Source organism: Nocardioides sp. LHG3406-4, assembly GCF_049897745.1.
In the GTDB taxonomy this organism is placed as follows: domain Bacteria; phylum Actinomycetota; class Actinomycetes; order Propionibacteriales; family Nocardioidaceae; genus Nocardioides.
On sequence record NZ_JAFCWV010000004.1, the window covers coordinates 275,368 to 294,324 of the forward strand.

At 70.1% G+C, this 18,957-nt stretch carries 17 protein-coding genes; 10 read left to right on the forward strand and 7 right to left on the reverse strand.

The features are described from left to right. Positions 1–208: 208 nt before the first annotated feature. Entirely contained in the window at positions 209–967 is a 759-nt protein-coding gene (locus tag ACP7BP_RS15530; RefSeq protein WP_426245838.1) for a DinB family protein, read from the forward strand. A 57-nt stretch (positions 968–1,024) separates the two neighbouring features. Beyond that, complete coding sequence (locus ACP7BP_RS15535; protein WP_426245839.1) at positions 1,025–1,423, forward strand: hypothetical protein; 399 nt, start codon at positions 1,025–1,027, stop codon at positions 1,421–1,423. A 180-nt stretch (positions 1,424–1,603) separates the two neighbouring features. On the opposite strand, the gene ACP7BP_RS15540 is transcribed toward ACP7BP_RS15535, so the two are convergent. Next, a complete protein-coding gene (locus ACP7BP_RS15540) occupies positions 1,604–2,191 on the reverse strand; it encodes a GNAT family N-acetyltransferase (protein WP_426245840.1) in 588 nt (195 codons plus the stop codon). Positions 2,192–2,474: 283 nt separating this feature from the next. Here ACP7BP_RS15540 and ACP7BP_RS15545 point away from each other — a divergent pair, with 283 nt between their 5' ends. Beyond that, on the forward strand, positions 2,475–4,019 hold the full coding sequence (locus ACP7BP_RS15545) for an MFS transporter (RefSeq protein ID WP_426245842.1): 1,545 nt from the start codon (positions 2,475–2,477) through the stop codon (positions 4,017–4,019). A gap of 123 nt (positions 4,020–4,142) precedes the next feature. Here the strand turns inward: ACP7BP_RS15545 and ACP7BP_RS15550 are convergent, their stop codons facing one another. Continuing rightward, positions 4,143–5,210: a matrixin family metalloprotease gene (locus ACP7BP_RS15550; RefSeq protein WP_426245844.1), complete on the reverse strand. Its 1,068-nt coding sequence runs from the start codon at positions 5,208–5,210 to the stop codon at positions 4,143–4,145. A gap of 391 nt (positions 5,211–5,601) precedes the next feature. On the opposite strand from ACP7BP_RS15550, the gene ACP7BP_RS15555 reads away from it, so the two are divergent. From ACP7BP_RS15555 to ACP7BP_RS15580, 6 genes are all read left to right on the forward strand, one after another. After that, complete coding sequence (locus ACP7BP_RS15555; protein WP_426245845.1) at positions 5,602–6,768, forward strand: ice-binding family protein; 1,167 nt, start codon at positions 5,602–5,604, stop codon at positions 6,766–6,768. Beyond that, positions 6,765–7,406, forward strand: coding sequence for a class F sortase (locus ACP7BP_RS15560; RefSeq protein ID WP_426245846.1), 642 nt, complete (start codon positions 6,765–6,767; stop codon positions 7,404–7,406). The genes ACP7BP_RS15555 and ACP7BP_RS15560 overlap by 4 nt, the downstream gene beginning before the upstream one ends. Positions 7,407–7,484: 78 nt before the next feature. Next, complete coding sequence (locus ACP7BP_RS15565; protein ID WP_426245848.1) at positions 7,485–8,171, forward strand: VOC family protein; 687 nt, start codon at positions 7,485–7,487, stop codon at positions 8,169–8,171. Positions 8,172–8,252: 81 nt separating this feature from the next. Beyond that, positions 8,253–8,750 (forward strand): DUF1990 family protein, encoded by a 498-nt coding sequence (locus tag ACP7BP_RS15570; protein WP_426245850.1) that lies wholly within the window; start codon positions 8,253–8,255, stop codon positions 8,748–8,750. A 90-nt stretch (positions 8,751–8,840) separates the two neighbouring features. Continuing rightward, positions 8,841–9,434 (forward strand): hypothetical protein, encoded by a 594-nt coding sequence (locus ACP7BP_RS15575; RefSeq protein ID WP_426245851.1) that lies wholly within the window; start codon positions 8,841–8,843, stop codon positions 9,432–9,434. An 84-nt stretch (positions 9,435–9,518) separates the two neighbouring features. Next, positions 9,519–10,922, forward strand: coding sequence for a metallophosphoesterase (locus ACP7BP_RS15580; RefSeq protein ID WP_426245853.1), 1,404 nt, complete (start codon positions 9,519–9,521; stop codon positions 10,920–10,922). A 30-nt stretch (positions 10,923–10,952) separates the two neighbouring features. Here the strand turns inward: ACP7BP_RS15580 and ACP7BP_RS15585 are convergent, their stop codons facing one another. From ACP7BP_RS15585 to ACP7BP_RS15605, 5 genes are all read right to left on the reverse strand, one after another. After that, on the reverse strand, positions 10,953–12,125 hold the full coding sequence (locus ACP7BP_RS15585) for an acyl-CoA dehydrogenase family protein (protein WP_426245855.1): 1,173 nt from the start codon (positions 12,123–12,125) through the stop codon (positions 10,953–10,955). A 10-nt stretch (positions 12,126–12,135) separates the two neighbouring features. Continuing rightward, a complete protein-coding gene (locus tag ACP7BP_RS15590) occupies positions 12,136–12,984 on the reverse strand; it encodes a 3-hydroxybutyryl-CoA dehydrogenase (protein ID WP_426245857.1) in 849 nt (282 codons plus the stop codon). Continuing rightward, positions 12,981–13,811, reverse strand: a complete 831-nt coding sequence (locus tag ACP7BP_RS15595; protein WP_426245859.1) for a helical backbone metal receptor — start codon at positions 13,809–13,811, stop codon at positions 12,981–12,983. Before ACP7BP_RS15595 ends, ACP7BP_RS15590 begins: the two co-directional genes overlap by 4 nt. Then, entirely contained in the window at positions 13,808–17,038 is a 3,231-nt protein-coding gene (gene icmF / locus ACP7BP_RS15600; protein ID WP_426245861.1) for a fused isobutyryl-CoA mutase/GTPase IcmF, read from the reverse strand. The genes ACP7BP_RS15595 and icmF overlap by 4 nt, the downstream gene beginning before the upstream one ends. A 78-nt stretch (positions 17,039–17,116) precedes the next feature. After that, positions 17,117–17,626, reverse strand: coding sequence for a MarR family winged helix-turn-helix transcriptional regulator (locus ACP7BP_RS15605; RefSeq protein WP_426245863.1), 510 nt, complete (start codon positions 17,624–17,626; stop codon positions 17,117–17,119). A 122-nt stretch (positions 17,627–17,748) separates the two neighbouring features. Between ACP7BP_RS15605 and ACP7BP_RS15610 the strand changes: the two genes are divergently transcribed. Beyond that, entirely contained in the window at positions 17,749–18,927 is a 1,179-nt protein-coding gene (locus ACP7BP_RS15610; protein WP_426245865.1) for a thiolase family protein, read from the forward strand. Positions 18,928–18,957: the final 30 nt, after the last annotated feature.

An 18,957-nucleotide genomic window follows, 5' to 3' on the forward strand; every position in this document is an offset into this window, starting at 1 on the left:
GGTCAGTGTAGGTACGCCGGCCGTTCGAGGTGGGATATGCCCGGAGAAGGCCTGCACACGTCGCTGCAACTCCACGCTGCCATGCGCTCGATGCTCGACATCCAGGCGGCTGGGGCGGAGGCATCCACTACCTCTCACAGAGCCGCGGAAGCCTTGCGGCATCGCCTTTTCCGGTCGCCTTGTCGGTGGCGCCTGGTAGCAACGCGTCATGACGACCTTCCCTAGGACCGACGAGCTCGAGGGCGCCGTGCTCGTCGGAGGGAGCCTGCGTGGCGCCAGGTTCACCGACTGCGACCTGTCCGGTGTGGTGATGCGTGCTGTCGAGCTGCGCGATGTCGACATCGACGCCCCGTGGCTGTTCGAGAAAGACACCTTCGTGCGCATCAACGGCGTCGACGTGGTCCCTCTGGTCCGGGCCGAGCTCGAGCGTCGCTTTCCGGGCCGCGATCTGATGACCGCCGACGATCCCGACGGCCTGCAGGCGGCTTGGGCCTCTCTCGAGAGGGCTTGGGCGGGTGTGCTCGAGCGCGTGGCAGCGATGCCGCCGGGCACCGTGGACGAGTCGGTCGACGGCGAGTGGACCTTCGCCCAGACCCAACGGCACCTCGTGCTCGCCACCGACCTCTGGCTGCGCGGCGCCGTGCTGGGCTACGAGCGGCCTTTCCATCCGCTCGGCCTCGCCGACGCCAGCGCCGAGCAGGCGGGGTTGGACCTGACAGTCTTCGCCACCGGAACCCCCTCCTATGGCGACGTGCTCGAGGCGCGCGCCGACCGGGTCGCGGCGGTGCGGGAGTTCATCGAGGGCGTCACCGCCGACGACCTCGCCCGGCCGCGCCGCAACCCGTGGAGCCCGGAGTCTCCCGAGTCGACGCTGTCCTGCCTGCACACGATCCTGCATGAGGAGTGGGAGCACCTGCGCTTCGCCGTCCGCGATCTCGACGCCATCGAGGCGGGCCCTCGGCCCTAGCCCGGGCCGTGGGGCGGCTCAGCGGACGACGTGGTCGGTGCGGGGCACACTGACCCTGTGACGCGTGCGATCGACGTAGCGCTGGACCTCATGTTCGAGGACCTGACGGCGGGAGGTGTTCCGTTGCCTCATGTCGAGCCGAAGAAGTGGCAGACCTGGGATCCGTCGGAGTCCGTCATGCTGTTCGCGGCTGACGGGAGCGGCATGGGCGTGTGGCTGGACCTGGGCCTCTCCGAGGCTCACCGCCTGGCCCACCTGGCAGACCAGGTCCAGGAGTGGGCGGTCGGGGAGCTGGCCCGGCTCGGCCGACCCACGAACTGGCCGGTGTGTGCTGCCCATCCCGTCAACCACCCTCTGCGGGCCACCGTCGAGGACGGCCGCGCCATCTGGGCTTGTCCCGCGGGGGCTGCCACCGCCCGGCCGCCTGTCGGTGGACTGTCGCGCGACGAGGCATGATCCGGCCGCGACGGCATCCATCGGTGGATGCACCCGCTGTCGGCTGTGATGGTTTCGCGCGCGGCTGCATGACGCACCCTTGAACCGCCCAGATCGCGGCAGATGTAGACCCTGTACGAGCCCTTCGTGAGACGGCGCGGTGCCGGGGAGCCGTCGTCGCGCGTGGGGCGCTGGACCGGTTCAGGCGCGCGCGCTCGGGGCCACGTCGCGCACCATCACGCAGTTGCCCTGGCCCTTGGGCCGGTCGTAGGTGAAGCCCTCGCGCTCGTACATCGTGCGAGTGCCGTTGTAGAGGAACGACGAGTTCTTCTTCCGGACCCCGCCGGTGTCGTGCGGGTAGCCCTCGACCAGGCCGCCGCCGGCCTGCGCGATGAGCCCGACGGCTCCGCGCAGGGCGATCGCCGCCAGGCCCTGACCGCGAAGGCCGCGCTCGACCAGGATGCAGGTGACCCGGTAGTCAGGCAGTCGCTCGGCGGTGGCGACGTACTCCTTGCGGTGATGGATGTTGGGCAGCTCCTCGGGTGATCCGTACTCCGCCCAGGCGACGGCCCGGTCGCCGTCGTAGACCAGCGCCGCATGTGCGATCCCGTCGGTCACCAGACGTTGCTTGAGCGCCCGGTTCCCTTCGGCGCTCTGGCGCTTCTCCGCGCACTCGGGATGGAAGTGCGTGCACCAGCAGCTGGCGAACATGCCCTTGTTCCGCTCGACGAGAGCGGCGAAGTCGGCGAACGTCTCCGGCGTGAGGGCCTTGGTCGTGAAGCCGGACATGCCGGCAACGTACACCTGATAGCGGACGTTCGACGCCCGGTATTTTCACGGTCATTGGGTGCAGGCGCCCTGGTCGGCGTGGGCGATCCGGAGGGCCATGGTCGACCCGGTGGTCCGCAGCTGGAGCTGTCGCCACTTCGTCGATTTCAGGGTTGACGGGGTGCCCGCGCAGGCCTTGCATGACGAGGGTGAGGACTGCCAGACCGGAGTCCGGCGCATCTCGGGCAACTGTGGCTGGTGGCTTTCCGCGCCTCGCAGTCAGACCGTTACCTGAGGAGTCATCGTGAGCGAACCCGCCACCAACCCGAGCGGGACCCCACCGGGCCGGGACGAGCCCGACCCGGGTCGCTGGTGGGCGTTGACCGTCCTGGCGGCCGCACAGCTGATGATCATCTTGGACGCCTCGATCGTGAACATCGCGCTCCCGTCGGCACAGGCGGACCTGGACATCAGCAATGCCGACCGGCAGTGGATGGTCACCGCCTACACCCTGGCCTTCGGTGCGCTGCTGCTGCTGGGTGGCCGGATCGCCGACTACACCGGCCGCAAGCGCACCTTCATCGTCGGCCTGCTCGGCTTCGCCGGTGCGTCTGCGATCGGTGGTCTCGCACCCAACCAGGAGCTGCTGTTCGCCGCCCGCGCTCTTCAGGGGGCCTTCGCAGCCCTGATGGCGCCCGCTTCGCTGTCCATCGTGACGGTCACGTTCACCGAGCCGAAGGAGCGTGCCAAGGCGTTCGGGGTGTTCGGAGCGCTCGCGGGCGGCGGTGCCGCGATCGGCCTGATCGTCGGCGGCGTCCTCACCGAGTATGCCTCCTGGCGTTGGTGCCTCGGGGTCAACGTGCCCGTGGCCCTGATCGTCGCTGCAGCGGCCGTCCCGCTGGTCCACGAGAGCAAGGCGCACGGCGACACGCGCTACGACGTACCAGGACTCCTGCTCGCTACGACCGGCTTGTTCGCACTCGTCTACGGCTTCACCGAGGCCGCCCGGGCCGAGAACCCCGACGACCCGAGCTCGACCGCCGTGCAGGGCTGGACCGACCCGAGCACGTTGACGTTCTTGATCCTCGCCGTGGTCCTGCTGATCGCGTTCGTGCTGTGGGAGCAACGTGCTCGCAACCCGCTGCTGCCGCTGCGCGTCGTCCTGGACCGCAACCGCGGCGGGTCGTTCCTGGTGTTCCTCCTGGTGGGCGCCGGGCTCTTCGCGATGTTCCTGTTCCTGACGTACTACTTCCAGGTCAACCTCGGCTACACCCCGCTCGAGGCCGGCTTCGCGTTCCTGCCGTTCAGCCTCGGCATCATCCTGACCGCCGGGTTCGTGTCCCAGCTGCTCCCGCGGGTCGGCCCGAGGGCGTTGATGGTTCCGGGGCTCGCGATGGCTGTCGTCGGGATGCTGCTGCTGACCCGGATAGATCAAGGATCGTCTTACTGGGCGCTGGTCTTCCCCTCGATGGTGGTCATGTCGGTGGGACTGGCCGGCGTGTTCATCCCAGCGGCCAGCACATCACTGGTCGGGGTCGGCAGCCACGATGCGGGCGTCGCGTCTGCGGTGCTCAACACCTCGCAGCAGATCGGCGGCTCCCTCGGGACCGCCCTCCTCAACACGCTGTTCGCCGGCGCAGTCACGGCGTACTTCACCGACAACCCACCGGCCAGCTCCGAGCAGGCGCAGCAGATCCTCCCGCTCGCATTCATCCACGGGTACCACGTGGCGTTCTTCTGGGGCGCCGCCCTGTTCGCGGTCGCCTTGCTGGTCTCGATCGTCCTCATCAACGCCCACAAGGAGGACGTCCCCGCCGACGCCGCCGTCGCCGCCGACCCTACGGAGTGATGCGCGCCGTCCGTCTCGTCCGGTGCACACACTGATGCCGATGCGGCTCGCGAAGGGGCGGCGTGCCCCGAGGAGCAGTCATCCCTCCGCAACCGTGGCTGAGGTGCCAGCCGCAGGGACTCGCTAGTCCCACTCGCCGGAGCCAGGCTCGGGGAAGCAGTCGGCGGACGCCCCGATGGCGCTCATGCCGGAGAGGTCTCCGGCACCGAACTCCTGGTTGTCGTCTCCGAGGAGCGGGTACATCACCTGGTGCTCGCCCGCGGAGTGTCCGAGGCCCAGGGCATGCAGGAGCTCGTGGTGCATCGCCGTGCCCCAGGACAGCGTCCGGTCGCCGTTCAGGGCGAAGCCGGGGTCCAGCACATCACCCTCCTCGTAGTCGAGGATGACCTCGCCACTGTCGAACTCCAGGTCGCCGTGGTAGGTCCCGAACGGGCCGGCCGGTGCGGCGGCCCCGATGACTCCGCCCTTGAGGAGGGGTTCGTCAGCGGCACGTGACCACCGCACGGTCAGCTGTGCGGCGTCGTAGGGCACCTGCTCGAAGGTGAACCCGGTGTGGGAGGCGAGGTCGGCGAAGGCCTGCTGGAGGTCCGCGGCGGCACCGGAGTACTCGTGGGCGGGGTCGTAGCCCCACCGGATGGGCTGGCAGGAGTCCCAGCGGCCCGGCTCGCCGGCATCCGCGAAGTAGGTCCAGTCGTCCGGGTCGCCCTCGACCTGCGGGACCGGGACGCCCGCTTTCCTCACGGAGGTGCTGAACGAGCGCGTCACCGCGGGCAGCCCGGAGGCCCTCGTCAGCTGCACGCGGAACCGCTTGACCCCTGCGGTGTCCCCGCCGGGGACGGAGCCGGATGCCCTGCCCAGCAGGTCGGACTTCCTGACCAGGACCTGGGCCCAGTGCCCGCGCTCCCTCACCGAGACGACGACGGTGCGACGCCGGGCATCCTTCGGCCCGGTCTTGCGCACTCGGGCCTGGACGCCGATCTTGATCGGCGCCCCCACCTTGACCGTTGACGGGACCCGAAGCTGCAGCGGGCCCCCTGCCGACAGCGCATCGGCGATGAACGTGGTCTGCCTGGACGGGGCAGTGGGAGGCAGGTCCGTAGCCGCCGGCGACGAGGCGCTGGAGCCGGTCATGGAGATCCCCAGCGTCGCGATCGCCACCGATGCGGCGCGCCAGACTCGCTGTGCAGACACGTTGACTCCACCCCTGCTGGGTCTCATCCCAATTCGTTGGCGTCTGCGACGGTTGCCCCGTCGTACACGGACTCAGCGCCCCCCGGCGGTCAATCGAGGAGAGCGTAAGACGGCGTGCGGACACGTCAGGGCGACTTGGGTGCGGGTTCCTCGATATGAGGTACGGCGACCCCGGACGCCGGCCCGCACCACGTCGTCGCCACGCGTCGACTCCTCAGGCGGCTGCGCCAGCCGGGGCTCAGGGGAGAGGGCTTTTCTACCCAAATTTGAGTAAATGCCCCAGGTTTCGGCACGAGAGCCTACGTTGAGGCAACGGCCCACCCCCCGGGCCCTTAGGAAGAAGTCCCCTGTGTTTCACACCACTGGCTCCACCCCCTCATCCTCCCCCTCCTTGACCACGTCGCCTCCCGCAGGGCCACGGCGTCCGCTGCTGTCGATCTCGGCCGCCGTCCTGACCACCGGCGTAGCCCTCGCGCTCGCGATGAGCACGCAGACTGCCGCCCACGCCGCGCAACCAGGCGTCGGTCTCGGCACGGCGACGCCGTACGCCGTCCTCGCCGGTCAGACCGTGACCAACACCGGCCCCTCGGTGATCTCCGGTGACCTCGGCGTGAGCCCCGGCACCGCGGTGACCGGCTTCCCGCCTGGTCTGGTCCAGGCAGGCACCATCCACGCAGCCGACGCGGTGGCCCTGCAGGCCAAGAACGACCTCACCACCGCCTACAACGACGCCGCCGGCCGCAACCCAGTGGTGGACAAGACCAACGACGACCTCGGTGGGGAGACCCTCGTCGCGGGCGTCTACCGCGCCTCGACCGGCATGTCGCTGACCGGCACCGTCACCCTCGACGCGCAGGGCGACCCCAACGCCGTGTTCATCTTCCAGGCCGGGTCGACCCTGACCACCGCCTCCAGCAGCCGCGTCGCACTGCTCAACAACGCCAACCCGTGCAACGTGTTCTGGCAGGTCGGCAGCTCCGCCACCATCGGCACGACCACCGACTTCGTCGGCACGGTCATGGCGCTCACCAGCATCTCTGCCCAGACGGGTGCAACCTTCCAGGGCCGGCTCCTGGCCCGCAACGGCTCGGTCACCCTGGACACCAACACCATCAACCGGCCCAACTGCGCCGTCGCGCCGGCGACACCGACGGCCACCCCTACAGCGACGACGCCGCCCACGACGGCGCCCACGACCGCGCCGACCACGAAGTCGAATCCCCCCAAGCAAGGCGGCACCAAGAAGGACGGTGGCACCAAGAAGGGCGGGGACAAGAAGGGCGGCGACAAGAAGGGCGGGGACACCAAGAAGGACAGTCCCAACGGACCCGACTCGAGCGAGGGCACGACGAACCCGACAGGATCCAGTCCCAACGGGCCGACCTCCACGACTGGTCGCGCTCCGACGGTCCCCGAGGGACACCCGCCGACCGGGCGTACGCCGATGGCCACTGACTCCGCGAACGGGATCTGGCTGGGTTCCGGCCTGGCCGTGCTCGGAGGAGTCGCCGGCCTGGTGGTGCTGCGAGGTCGCCCCAGGCGTCTGCACCGAGGATGACTCGTCGGGCATGGGGACCCCTGCGGGTCCTCCTGCTCGCCGGCTGCCTGTGCTTCCTCGTAGCCGGCGCGGCCCTGGTCGTCTGGACGGGCAGCAGGGACGACCCGGCGGGGAGCGAGTCCGGTGCGGCACCGGGGCAGAGCTCGGAGCGCGGTGCCCAGGACACGGGGCCGTCTCGCGAGGGGCGTCCCCCGGCCGCGCCGCCGGTCAAGCTCGACATCCCAGCCATCGACCTCTCATCGCGACTAGTGCGTCTCGGACTCGAGCCGGACCGGACGGTCGAGGTGCCGACCGACGCTGACCTTGCCGGCTGGTTCCGGATGGGACCGGTGCCCGGCGAACGGGGCTCGTCGGTGATCCTCGGACACGTGGACTCGGTGGAGGGCCCGGCCGTGTTCGCCAGGCTCGGGGAGCTCCGGCAGGGCGACCTGGTCAAGGTCGGCCGGGCCGACGGCTCGGTCGTCAGCTTCGTGGTGACTCGCCGGGTCCTCTATCCCAACGCGGACTTTCCCGCCCAGCGCGTGTACGCCGCGCAGGACGGCCGCCGCCTGAACCTCGTCACGTGCGCCGGCGCCTACCTCCAGGACGCCGGGGGCTACCAGTCCAACCTCGTCGTCTACACGCGTCGCACACTGTGACGGCGGCGTACTCGCAGCTCCGCTCGGCCGTGGGCATTTCCGACAGCGCTGCCATACCTTCTGTGTAGGGAGGCGAGCATGAGCGAGCAGGGCTGGAGAGAGTTCCTCGCGGCGGAGGGCGTCGACGACTGGGTGGTTCTGCACGGCGGCGCAACGGCTGTGTTCCAGGTTCCGTCACTCGGCGAAGCCGCGCAACTGGCCGAGGCCGTCGCGCAGCTGCCCGGGTTCGAGGGCTCGGGGGCTCTGATCACCATCGCTGACGGTCAGCTCACCGTCCGGTTGGCCCGGGGTGTCTTCCGGCTGGAGGAGAGCCACGCCGCCGTCGCGCGGGCGGTCTCCGCCGTGGCGCGGGAGCTCGGTGCCGTCGCCGAACGGGGAGCTGCGCAAGAGGTCCAGCTGGCGGTTGCTGCCAAGCCCGACGCGGTCGACGTCGGCTTCTGGCGGGCCGTCCTCGGGTACGCCCCACTGGACGTCGACAACGCCGTCGACCCACTCGGCCACGGTTCGACGGTCTGGATTCAGGAGCTCGAGCCCGCCAAGCCGCTCCGGCACGCCATGCACGTCGACGTGTCCGTCGCCCGCGAGCACGTCGAGGCGCGCCTGGCGGCCGCCCTCGAGGCGGGAGGCCGCATCGTCGACGACGCCGACGCCCCGGTGGGCTGGATCCTTGCCGACCGCGCGGGCAACCGCGTATGCATCACGTCCTGGCCCGACGGGCCCGTTCCCCCTTCCTGGGGGATCGGTGAAGCTGCGCTTCCGGAGTAGCGCGGCCGTTCGCGGCTCGCCGCGATCCGGGGCGAGTCGAGGAGGATGAGTGCCGTGGTGAGCTTGCTGTCCAAGGAGTCGATGGCCGACCTGCTGCCCGCGCCGTACACCTATGCGCAGGTGGGCGCGACCGCGAGCGCACTTCCGCGTGGATACACCCACCTCCGCCGGACCCGAGTGCTGCACGACGTCGAGTTCGACGCCGCCGTCGAACGGCTGATGACCTGGCAGGTGCACGAGCGCGCGGGGCTGCGCGTCGCGGTTTCGTCCGCACGCGCGACACCGGGCACTGTTGTCGAGATGCGCCTGGGGCCCTCGCGGCTCGGAGTCACATTTCCGTGCCGGGTCGTCTACGTGGTCAGCGAACCCGCGCGAGCGGGGTTCGCCTACGGCACCCTGCCGGGGCACCCGGAGGCCGGCGAGGAGCTGTTCACCGTGGGCCGGGGCGATGACGGCACGGTCGCCTTCACCATCGCGGCATTCTCGAATCCAGCGACCCCGCTCGCGCGGGCGGCCGGACCCGTCGGGCGGTGGCTGCAAGCCAGGATGACGACCAGGTATCTGTCGGCCATGCAGTGAGGCTGAGCAGCCCGGATCCGTCGCCGTGGCGCGAACCTGGATGTCGTTCAAATCGGCTTGGTGGCTGGCAGCGCACGGCATGATGCGGTCGTGATCGACGCGCCGCCCCGCCGCTCGCGCCTCATGCGAGCACTCCTCGTCTGCGGTCTTGTCGCGGCCCTGCTGGTGCCGGGCGTGGTGTGGTGGGTCGGGCACCAGGCCACTGTCGAGGCGAGTGCCTCCACCGGCGTACCGCACTGCGAGGGCACCGAGCCCAGGACCGTCACGGACTCGCTGACCGAGTTCGAGCGTGCCGCCATACCCCTGCGTGCTGGCTTCTCCTGCACGGTCGCGATCAGGGTCGTCAACCACAGCGACCGAGTGGTGACCCTCGGGGACGTCACGGTCCCGGTCAGCGGCCCTCAAGGTGGCGGGAGCTTTCAGGTCACGCACCTGGGAGGCGTCGTGGTGCCCACGGACGACGCCGTCGACGCGGCCGTCGAGCTCGACTGGTCGCTGGATCCGGGGGCCGAGGAGCTGGTGGAGGTGCGGGTGGTGTTTCGTGGAGGTGGCTGCACCTCGCCGGACACGTCCATCGATGTCGACCCGGACATCGAGGTGAGGAGCCTTCTGGCCTCCCACGACCTCACGGTGGCAGACCTGCCGCTCTTCGTCGGCACCGCCGACAGCTCTTGCGACGTCTGAGCACGGTGCAGGGTCGCCCACCGTTCATCGCTCGGACAGCCGAACGGCCTCGCGTCGTTCCGCGGCCTCCCTAGCGTCACAGCCATGACCCACACCACTCTCCGCCAGGCCCGCACCGCCCTGGTCGCCGCGGGCGCCGCTGTCGCGCTGTTGCCGGTCGCCGCCGCGCCGACCCAGGCTGCTCCGGCAGACGCCTGCGCCACTATGACCACTCCCGTCCACCTTCGCACCGACGCGAGCACGGGCTCCCAGCTGCTCACCACCGACCGCGCCGCGGCGGATGCCGCGCAGCTGCGGGACGACTCGGTCGCCTTCCTGGCGAGCACCAGCGCCCGCGGCCGCCTCGAGCGGGTCTACCACCTGCGCTCCGCCACCGGCCGGGACGCCTACTCGACCGACCGGGCCGAGGTCGCCGGCTGGCGCGACCTGGGCTACCGCCAGCTCGACGACGGGTTCTTCGCGGCGTCTGGACCGGCCGACTGCCTGCTGCCCGTCTACGAGCTGGTCCGCGGGTCCGACCACCAGCAGGCCTTGGCGGTCACCGAGGGGCAGCGCGACGAGTACCTCGCCGACGGGTACTCCTCACGCGGGGTCGCCTTCTACGCCGGTGTCGACCGGCAGTTCTCCTTCGCGGTCATCCCCGACTCCCAGCAGGAGGTCCTCGACGACCGCGGGCTGTGGAACCAGCGGGCCACCTGGCTGGCAGGGCAGGAGGAGGCGCTCGACCTGCGCTACATCACCCACGTCGGCGATGTCGTCAACTGGGACACCGACGACCACATCCAGTACGAGCGCACCAACGCCGGTGTCGCCACCCTGGACGCGACCGGCATCCCGTGGTCGTTCAGCATCGGCAACCACGACACCATGGCCACCACGGTCGGCGGTAGCGCTCGTCCCGGCGAGGACACGCACGCCAATCAGCGGATCACGGAGACGTTCAACCGCCACTACGGCGTCCAGCACGCCAAGAACCTGCAGGGCACCTGGGAGCCGGGCAAGATCGACAACTCCTACTCCACCTTCGCCGCGGGTGGCGTGGACTGGCTGGTGCTCAACCTGGAGCTGTGGCCCCGCGAGGGCGCCATCCAGTGGGCCAAGGGCGTCGTCGCGTCGCACCCGGACCACAACGTCATCGTGGTGACCCACTCGTTCCTCCAAGGGGACGGCTCGATCATGAAGAGCAACGGCGGGTACGGCGACACCAGCCCGCAGCACGTCTTCGACGAGCTGATCAGCCAGTACGACAACATCGCCTTCGTCTTCAGCGGGCACACCGGCTACACCGTGGAGAGCACGCTGACCGGCGTACACGGCAACACCATCCACGCGATCAACACGACCCTCCACGCCAACAACGACAACCCGACCCGGATCGTGAAGGTCGACACCGCGGGGCAGACCTTCAGCAGCGAGGTGTCCGCCGTCGCCTCCGGCCGCACCTACGAGGGCAGCCTCTTCACCGGCTCGCTGGACCTGCAGCCCTGACCGCGCGGCCCGGCTCGCGACGCCGGTGCGTCAGAGGTCGGACTGGATCCCGGCGAGGAGCTGCCGGGCCATCACGATCCGCTGGACCTGGTTGGTGCCCTCGTAGATCTGGGTGATCTTGGCGTCGCGCATCATCCGCTCGACCGGGTAGTCACGGGTGTAGCCGTAGCCGCCGAGGACCTGGACGGCGTCGACGGTGACCTGCATGGCGACGTCGGAGGCGAAGCACTTGGCGGCGGCCCCGAAGAACGTGAGGTCGGGGTCGCCGCGCTCGGAGCGGCCGGCCGCGGCATAGGTCATCTGCCGGGCCGCCTCGACCTTCATGCCCATGTCGGCGAGCATGAACTGCAGGCCCTGGAAGTCGGCGATCGGGTGGCCGAACTGCTTGCGCTCCCTCGCGTAGCCCAACGCGTAGTCCAGCGCGCCCTGGGCGACGCCGACCGCCTGGGCGGCGATGGTGACCCGGGTGTGGTCCAGGGTCTTCATCGCGGTCTCGAAGCCGGTGCCCTCCGCACCGATCATCCGCGACCCCGGGATCCGGACGTGGTCGAGGTAGACCTCGCGCGTGGGTGAACCCTTGATGCCGAGCTTCTTCTCCGGTGCCCCGAACGACACGCCCTCGTCGGACTTCTCCACCACGAACGCCGAGATCCCCCGCGACCGCTTCGAGGCGTCGGTGACCGCCATCACCGTGTAGAACTCGCTCACTCCGGCGTTGGTGATCCAGCGCTTCACCCCGTTGAGCAACCAGTCGTCACCGTCGCGGACCGCGGTGGTCTTCATGCCCACCGCGTCCGAGCCGGCCTCCGGCTCGGAGAGACAGTACGAGAACCCACCCTGCCCGGCCGCCAGCCGGGAGAGGTAGTCCCGCTTGAGCTCCTCGGAGCCGGCCAGCTGCACCGGCAGCGAGCCGAGCTTGTTCACCGCCGGGATCAGGCTGGAGGACACGCACGCACGGGCGACCTCCTCGATCACGATCACCGTCGCCAACGCGTCGGCGCCTGCACCGCCGTACTCCTCCGGCACGTGCGGGGCATGGAAGTCCGCGGCCAGCAGCGCGTCGTGCGCCTCCTGCGGGTATCGGGCGTTCTCGTCCACCTCGGCGGCGTACGGCGCGACCTTCGCATCACAGACCGCGCGCACCGCCTCACGGATCGCCTGATGCTCCTCGGACAGCGCGTAGAGGGGGTAGTCGGAGCTCATCTGTGTGTCCTCAGTAGGTGTAGAAGCCGCGGCCGGACTTCCGGCCGAGCAGGCCGGCGTCGACCATGCGTGCGAGCAGGGGCGGGGGAGCGTAGAGCGGCTCCTTGAACTCCTCGTAGAGAGACTCGGCCACGGCCTTGGTGGTGTCCAGGCCGATCAGGTCGGCCAGCGCGAGCGGGCCCTGGGGGTGGGCCGCGCCTCGGACCAGGCCCTCGTCGATGTCGCTGGCGGAGGCGAAGCCGGACTCGACCATGCGGATGGCCGACAGGATGAAGGGGATGAGCAGGGCGTTCACGACGAAGCCGGCGCGGTCCTGGCAGTCGATGGCCCGCTTGCCGAGCTCGTCCTGCACGAAGGCGCGGGCACGCTCGGTGGTGTCGGGAGCCGTGAGCAGGCTGGGCACCAGCTCGACCAGCGACAGCACCGGGACCGGGTTGAAGAAGTGGATCCCCAGCACGTGGCTGGGCCGGGTGGTGGCGACGGCGATCTTCATGATCGGGATGGAGGAGGTGTTGGACGCCAGGACCGCGTCGGGAGACGTGACGATCTCGTCGAGCCGGCGGAAGAGGTCGACCTTGGCGCGCTCGTCCTCCACGATCGCCTCGACCACCAGGTCGCGGTCGTGCAGGTGGGACAGGTCGTCCACGACCTGGATCCGGGCGAGCACCTCGGCGGCACTCGCGATCTTGCCGCGCTGCTCGGCCCGCTCCAACGACCTGGTCAGGCGCTCGCGTCCGGCCTCGGCGGCTGCTGCCGACATCTCGGCGACCACGACGTCCTTGCCGGCGCGCGCGCTCACCTCGGCGATTCCCGCGCCCATGAGGCCGCACCCCAAAACCCCTACCTTGACGATGCTCATGCCTGCCTCTCGTTTGTCTCGGCTGGTGCCGATGTCTGTGACCCCGCGGCCCGCGGGTCGCGGGCCCAGTCTGGTCTCGGTGGCCGGGTGAAGGTCTCGTGGGCCTCCACGAGGGACGGGCCGTACCACGTGAGGAGCCGGCCGCTGACCAGCTGACTGGGGATGAGTGTGAACGCTTCGGGGCCGTCGTCGGCGGTGAACACGTACGGCTCGTCGGGCAGGAGTACGACGTCGGCTCCGGTCGCCTCGATCTCCGCCACCTCGACGTGGGGGTAGCGCTGCGGATGGTCGGCGAAGGCGTTCTCCAGCCCGAGACGCCGGAGGAGGTCGCCGGTGAAGGTCGAGCTGCCGACGACCATCCACGGGTCGCGCCAGATCGGGACCACCACCCGTGCGGACGTCGCCGATGGCACCGGCTCGCACCACAGCCGCCGGGCCTCATCGAGCCACGCGGGGCGCGGCCACCCCAGCGCCACGTCGAAGAGCCGCTCCAGCGACTCGACGGCCCGGGGCACGGTCTCGATCTCGGTCACCCAGACGGGCACCCCCGCCGAGCGGAGGCGGCGTACGTCCAGGGCGCGGTTCTCCTCCTTGTTGGCGACCACCACGTCAGGAGCCAGCGCCCGGATGGCGGCCAGGTCGGGGTTCTTGGTGCCCCGCACCCGGGTCGTCGACAGGTCGGCGGGACGCACGCACCAGTCGGTGGCCCCGACCACCGCGTCGGGGCACACCGATGCCAGGGCCTCGGTGATCGACGGCACCAGGGAGACCACCCGGGTGGCGGGGAGGCGCGCGGTGTACGGGTGCCCGAGGTCGTCGACGCTCACACGTTGCGGCGGTACTGTCCGCCGACCTCGAAGAAGGCCTCGGTGACCTGGCCCAGGGAGCACACCCGGGCGGCGTCCATCAGCACGGCGAACACGTTCTCACCCGTGATCGCTGCGTCCTTGAGGCGGGCGATGGCCTCGGCGGCCTCGTCGACGTGGCCGTCCTGGAACGCCCGGACCCGGGTCAGCTGGGACTCCTTCTCCGACTCGGTGGCGCGGGCGAGCTCGACGTGGTCCGGGGTGCCGTCGCCGGTGTCGGGCTTGCGGAACGTGTTGACCCCGATGATGGGCAGCGACCCGTCGTGCTTGCGGTGCTCGTAGAGCATCGACTCGTCCTGGATGCGACCGCGCTGGTAGCCGGTCTCCATCGCGCCGAGCACGCCGCCGCGCTCGTTGATGGCGTCGAACTCGTGCAGCACGGCAGCCTCGACCAGGTCGGTCAGCTCGTCGATGATGAACGACCCTTGGAGGGGGTTCTCGTTCATCGCCAGGCCCCACTCGCGGTTGATGATCATCTGGATGGCCAGCGCCCGCCGCACGGACTCCTCGCCCGGCGTGGTGACGGCCTCGTCGTAGGCGTTGGTGTGCAGCGAGTTGGCGTTGTCGTAGATCGCGATCAGCGCCTGCAGCGTGGTGCGGATGTCGTTGAAGTCCATCTCCTGGGCGTGCAGGGAGCGGCCGGAGGTCTGGACGTGGTACTTCAGCTTCTGGGAGCGCTCGTTGGCGCCGTACTTGTCGCGCATCGCGACCGCCCAGATCCGGCGGGCCACCCGGCCGATGACGGAGTACTCCGGGTCCATGCCGTTGGAGAAGAAGAACGACAGGTTCGGGGCGAAGTCGTCGATGTCCATGCCGCGGGCGAGGTAGGCCTCGACGTAGGTGAACCCGTTGGCCAGGGTGAACGCCAGCTGGCTGATGGGGTTCGCCCCGGCCTCGGCGATGTGGTAGCCGGAGATGGAGACGGAGTAGAAGTTCCGCACCTGCTGGGCGATGAACCACTCCTGGATGTCGGCCATCATCCGCAGGGAGAACTCGGTGGAGAACAGGCAGGTGTTCTGGCCCTGATCCTCCTTGAGGATGTCGGCCTGCACGGTGCCGCGCACGTTGGCGAGGGCGTACGCCGTGAGCTCGGCCCGCTCCGCCTCGGACGGCTCGCGCCCCTCCTGGTCGCGGAACTTGTCGACCTGCTGGTCGATGACGGCGTTGAGGAAGAAGGCCAGCACGGTCGGCGCGGGGCCGTTGATCGTCATCGAGACCGACGTGGTGGGCGAGACCAGGTCGAAGCCGTCGTAGAGAGCCCTCATGTCCTCCAACGTCGCGACCGAGACGCCGGACGTGCCGACCTTGCCGTAGACGTCGGGGCGCGGGTCGGGGTCGCGGCCGTAGAGCGTCACCGAGTCGAACGCCGTGGAGAGCCGGGTCGCCTCGCTGTCGGCGGAGAGCAGCTTGAACCGGCGGTTGGTGCGGAACGGGTCGCCCTCGCCGGCGAACATCCGGGCCGGGTCCTCGCCGTCGCGCTTGAAGGGGAAGACACCGGCGGTGAAGGGGAAGTAGCCGGGCAGGTTCTCCCGGCGCCAGAAGCGCACGAGCTCACCGTGGTCGTCGTACCGGGGGAGCGAGACGCGCGGGATCTTGCTGCCCGAGAGGGACTCGCGGGTGAGCTGGGTGGTGATCTCGCGGTCGCGCACCCTGGTGGTCTGCGAGTCCCCGGAGTACGACGCCACCACGGCCGGCCAGCCGGTGATCTGGTCGGCGACCTCGTGGGGAAGCTCGCGGCGGGCGGACTCCAGCAGCTGCTCGACGGCGGGTGTCTCCTGCTCGGCGGAGACCAGCTCACCGTGCACGAGGTCGAGGCGCTGCACCCGCCGGGCAGCCTCGGCCAGCCGCTCGGTCTCCGCGTGGTAGCTGCGGACGGTGTCGGTGATCTCGGCGAGGTAGCGCACCCGGTCGGTGGGCACGACCTGACGGATCCCCGACGAGTGCCGCACGTCGACGTGGCGGAGCGTGCCCGCGGCGACGTCCAGCCCCGCCTCGCCGAGCAGCGTGCGCAGGTGCTGGTAGAGGGCGGTGACGCCGTCGTCGTTGAACGTGGCGGCCGACGTGCCGAAGACCGGCATCTCCTCGGGGCGCTTGCCGAACGCGCCCCGGTTGCGGACCATCTGGCGGCCGACGTCGCGCAGCGCGTCCTTGGCGCCGCGGCGCTCGAACTTGTTGATCGCGACGACGTCGGCGAAGTCGAGCATGTCGATCTTCTCGAGCTGGGAGGCCGCCCCGAACTCCGGTGTCATGACGTAGACCGAGGTGTCGACGAAGGGCACGATCGCCGCGTCGCCCTGGCCGATGCCGGGGGTCTCGATGATCACCAGGTCGAAGCCCGCGGCCTTGACCACGTCGATCACGTCGGAGAGGTGCTCGGGCAGCTCGTGGGCACCCCGGGTCGCCAGCGAGCGGAAGAAGACCCGGTCGCCGTCGAGGGAGTTCATCCGGATCCGGTCACCGAGCAGGGCCCCGCCGCCGCGGCGCCGGGTCGGGTCGACCGCGATCACGGCAACCCGGAGCTTGTCCTGCTGGTCGACCCGGAACCGGCGGACCAGCTCGTCTGTCAGCGACGACTTGCCGGAGCCGCCGGTGCCGGTGATGCCCAGGACCGGGGTGGTGTGGCTCGTGCTGGCGGTCTTCAGCTGCTCGAGCAGCTCCGCGGACAGCTGGCCCTGCTCGGCGCCGGTGATGGCCCGCGCGATCGCGGACCGGTCGCCGCTGAGCACCTGCTCGGCGGCCACCTGACGCTCGGCCCACAGGTCGTAGTCGCACTCGCGGATCACCGAGTTGATCATCCCGACCAGGCCCATCCGCTGACCGTCCTCCGGCGAGAAGATGGTGACCCCGGAGGCGCGCAGCCGCTCGATCTCGTCGTGCACGATCACACCGCCCCCACCACCGACGACGCGGACGTGGCCGGCGCCTCGGGCCCGCAGGGACTCCACCAGATACTCGAAGTACTCCACGTGGCCGCCCTGGTACGACGACACCGCCACGCCCTGCACGTCCTCCTCCAGCGCGGCGTCGACGACCTCCTGCACCGAGCGGTTGTGACCCAGGTGGATCACCTCCGCCCCCTGGGACTGGAGGATCCGCCGCATGATGTTGATCGACGCGTCGTGCCCGTCGAAGAGGCTCGACGCCGTCACCAGACGGATCGGGTTGACGGGTGCGTGGAGGTCAGGCATCGAGAGCCCTCGAATCAAAATTGGTAGGACGTCCTAGTAAATAAAGATTCTAAGGCGTGCACCCAAGCAGGGGAAGACCTAGGTCCCGGTGGCCATGTCCCCGGCTCGTTCGCGGATGCGCTCAAGCAGGCCGGTGAGCTCGTTCGTGTCGGGTCTGCCGAGACCTGGATCCTCGAACACCGTCCGGTTCAGGCCGTCGGTGGCGAGCCGCGAGATGTCGCGCCCGGCGCTCGTGATCGAGGCCAGGACCACCCGCCGGTCCGCGTCGGGACGGGATCGCTGGACGAAGCCTTGACGCTCCAGACGCGAGACCGCACTACTGGCGCTGGTGGGATGGACCTGGAGCAGCGAGCCGAGACGGGTCATGGGCATGGCGCCGGCCGACGAGAACGACAACAGCATCAAGACCTCGTAGCGCGCGAAGGACAGGTCCAACGGCCGCAGCACCACGTCGATCTTCTCCATGAGCAGCTGCTGGACCCGGAAGATCGAGGTCACCATCGCCATGCCGTCGGCCGCGTCGCTCCAGCCGTGCTTGATCCACTGGTGGCGTGCCTCACGGATCGGGTCGCGCTCTCCAGCAGTCATCGGGACAGCGTAAAGCCCGGCCGCTCCGGCGATCGGACCTTGGCCAGGCCCGCCATCTCGCTGTGAGTGATGATTCACTAGAGCTCCCAACCCAGCGTGGACGCGAGCAGAGGAGCACCGCAGTGGAGCAGGAGAAGATCGTCGTGGTCGACGGTGCGCGCACCCCGATCGGCAGCTTCGGCGGGATGTTCAAGGACGTCGCCGGCTACGCGCTCGGCGCTGCGGCGACCCAGGAGGCACTGCGCCGGGCCGGTGTCGCGGCTGACGACGTGGACGAGGTCGTCATGGGCTGCATCGGCCAGGTGGGCGCCGACGCCTACAACGCCCGGCGGGTGGCGATCGCGGCCGGCCTGCCGGCGAGCGTGCCGGCGTACACCGTGAACCGCCTGTGTGGGTCGGGGCTGCAGGCGGTCTGGTCCGCCGCGATGCAGATGCGCTGGGGCGGCGTCGACGTCGCCGTCGCGGGCGGGGACGAGTCGATGACCCGGATGCCCTTCTACGACTTCGCTGCCCGCAGCGGCTACAAGCTGGGCAACCGCGAGCTGGTGGACGGGACGGTCATGATGCTGACCGACCCGTTCAGCGGAGTCCACATGGGTGTCACCGCCGAGAACGTCGCCACGAAGTACGGCGTCTCCCGCGCCGAGCAGGACGAGTTCGCCGCCGAGTCGCAGCGCCGAGCCGCGACGCCCGAGGCGGCAGCGGCGTTCGCCGAGGAGATCGTGCCGGTCGAGGTGGGCGGCCGACGTCCGGTCACCGCGAGCACCGACGAGCACCCCAGGCCCGGCACCACCCGGGAGGCGCTGGCCGAGCTTCGCCCCGCCTTCGCAGCCGGCGGCACGGTCACGGCCGGCAACTCCTCCGGCATCAACGACGGCGCTGCTGCGCTCGTGCTCGCCCGGGAGTCGGTGGCCGCAGACCGAGGGCTCGGTGCGATGGTGGCGATCGAGGCGGTGACCACCGCCGCGATGGAGCCTGAGCTCATGGGGTACGCCCCGGTCCTCGCCTTGAACGCGCTCTTCGAGAAGACCGGAACGTCCCCGTCCGACATCGGCATCATCGAGCTCAACGAGGCCTTCGCGGCTCAGGCTGTGGCGTGCGTCCGGGACGCGAAGCTCGATCCCGCACGGGTCAACCCGTACGGCGGGGCCATCGCCCTGGGCCACCCCGTGGGAGCCACCGGCGCCAACCTCACGTTGCGCGTGGCCAAGGACATGGTGCGCAGGGACCTCGAGCTCGGTGTCGTGACCATGTGCATCGGTGGCGGCCAGGCCCTGGCCGCCCTCTTCCGGCGGGTGTGAGCCCGAGCGGGCGTCGCCCGCGGCCTCGTT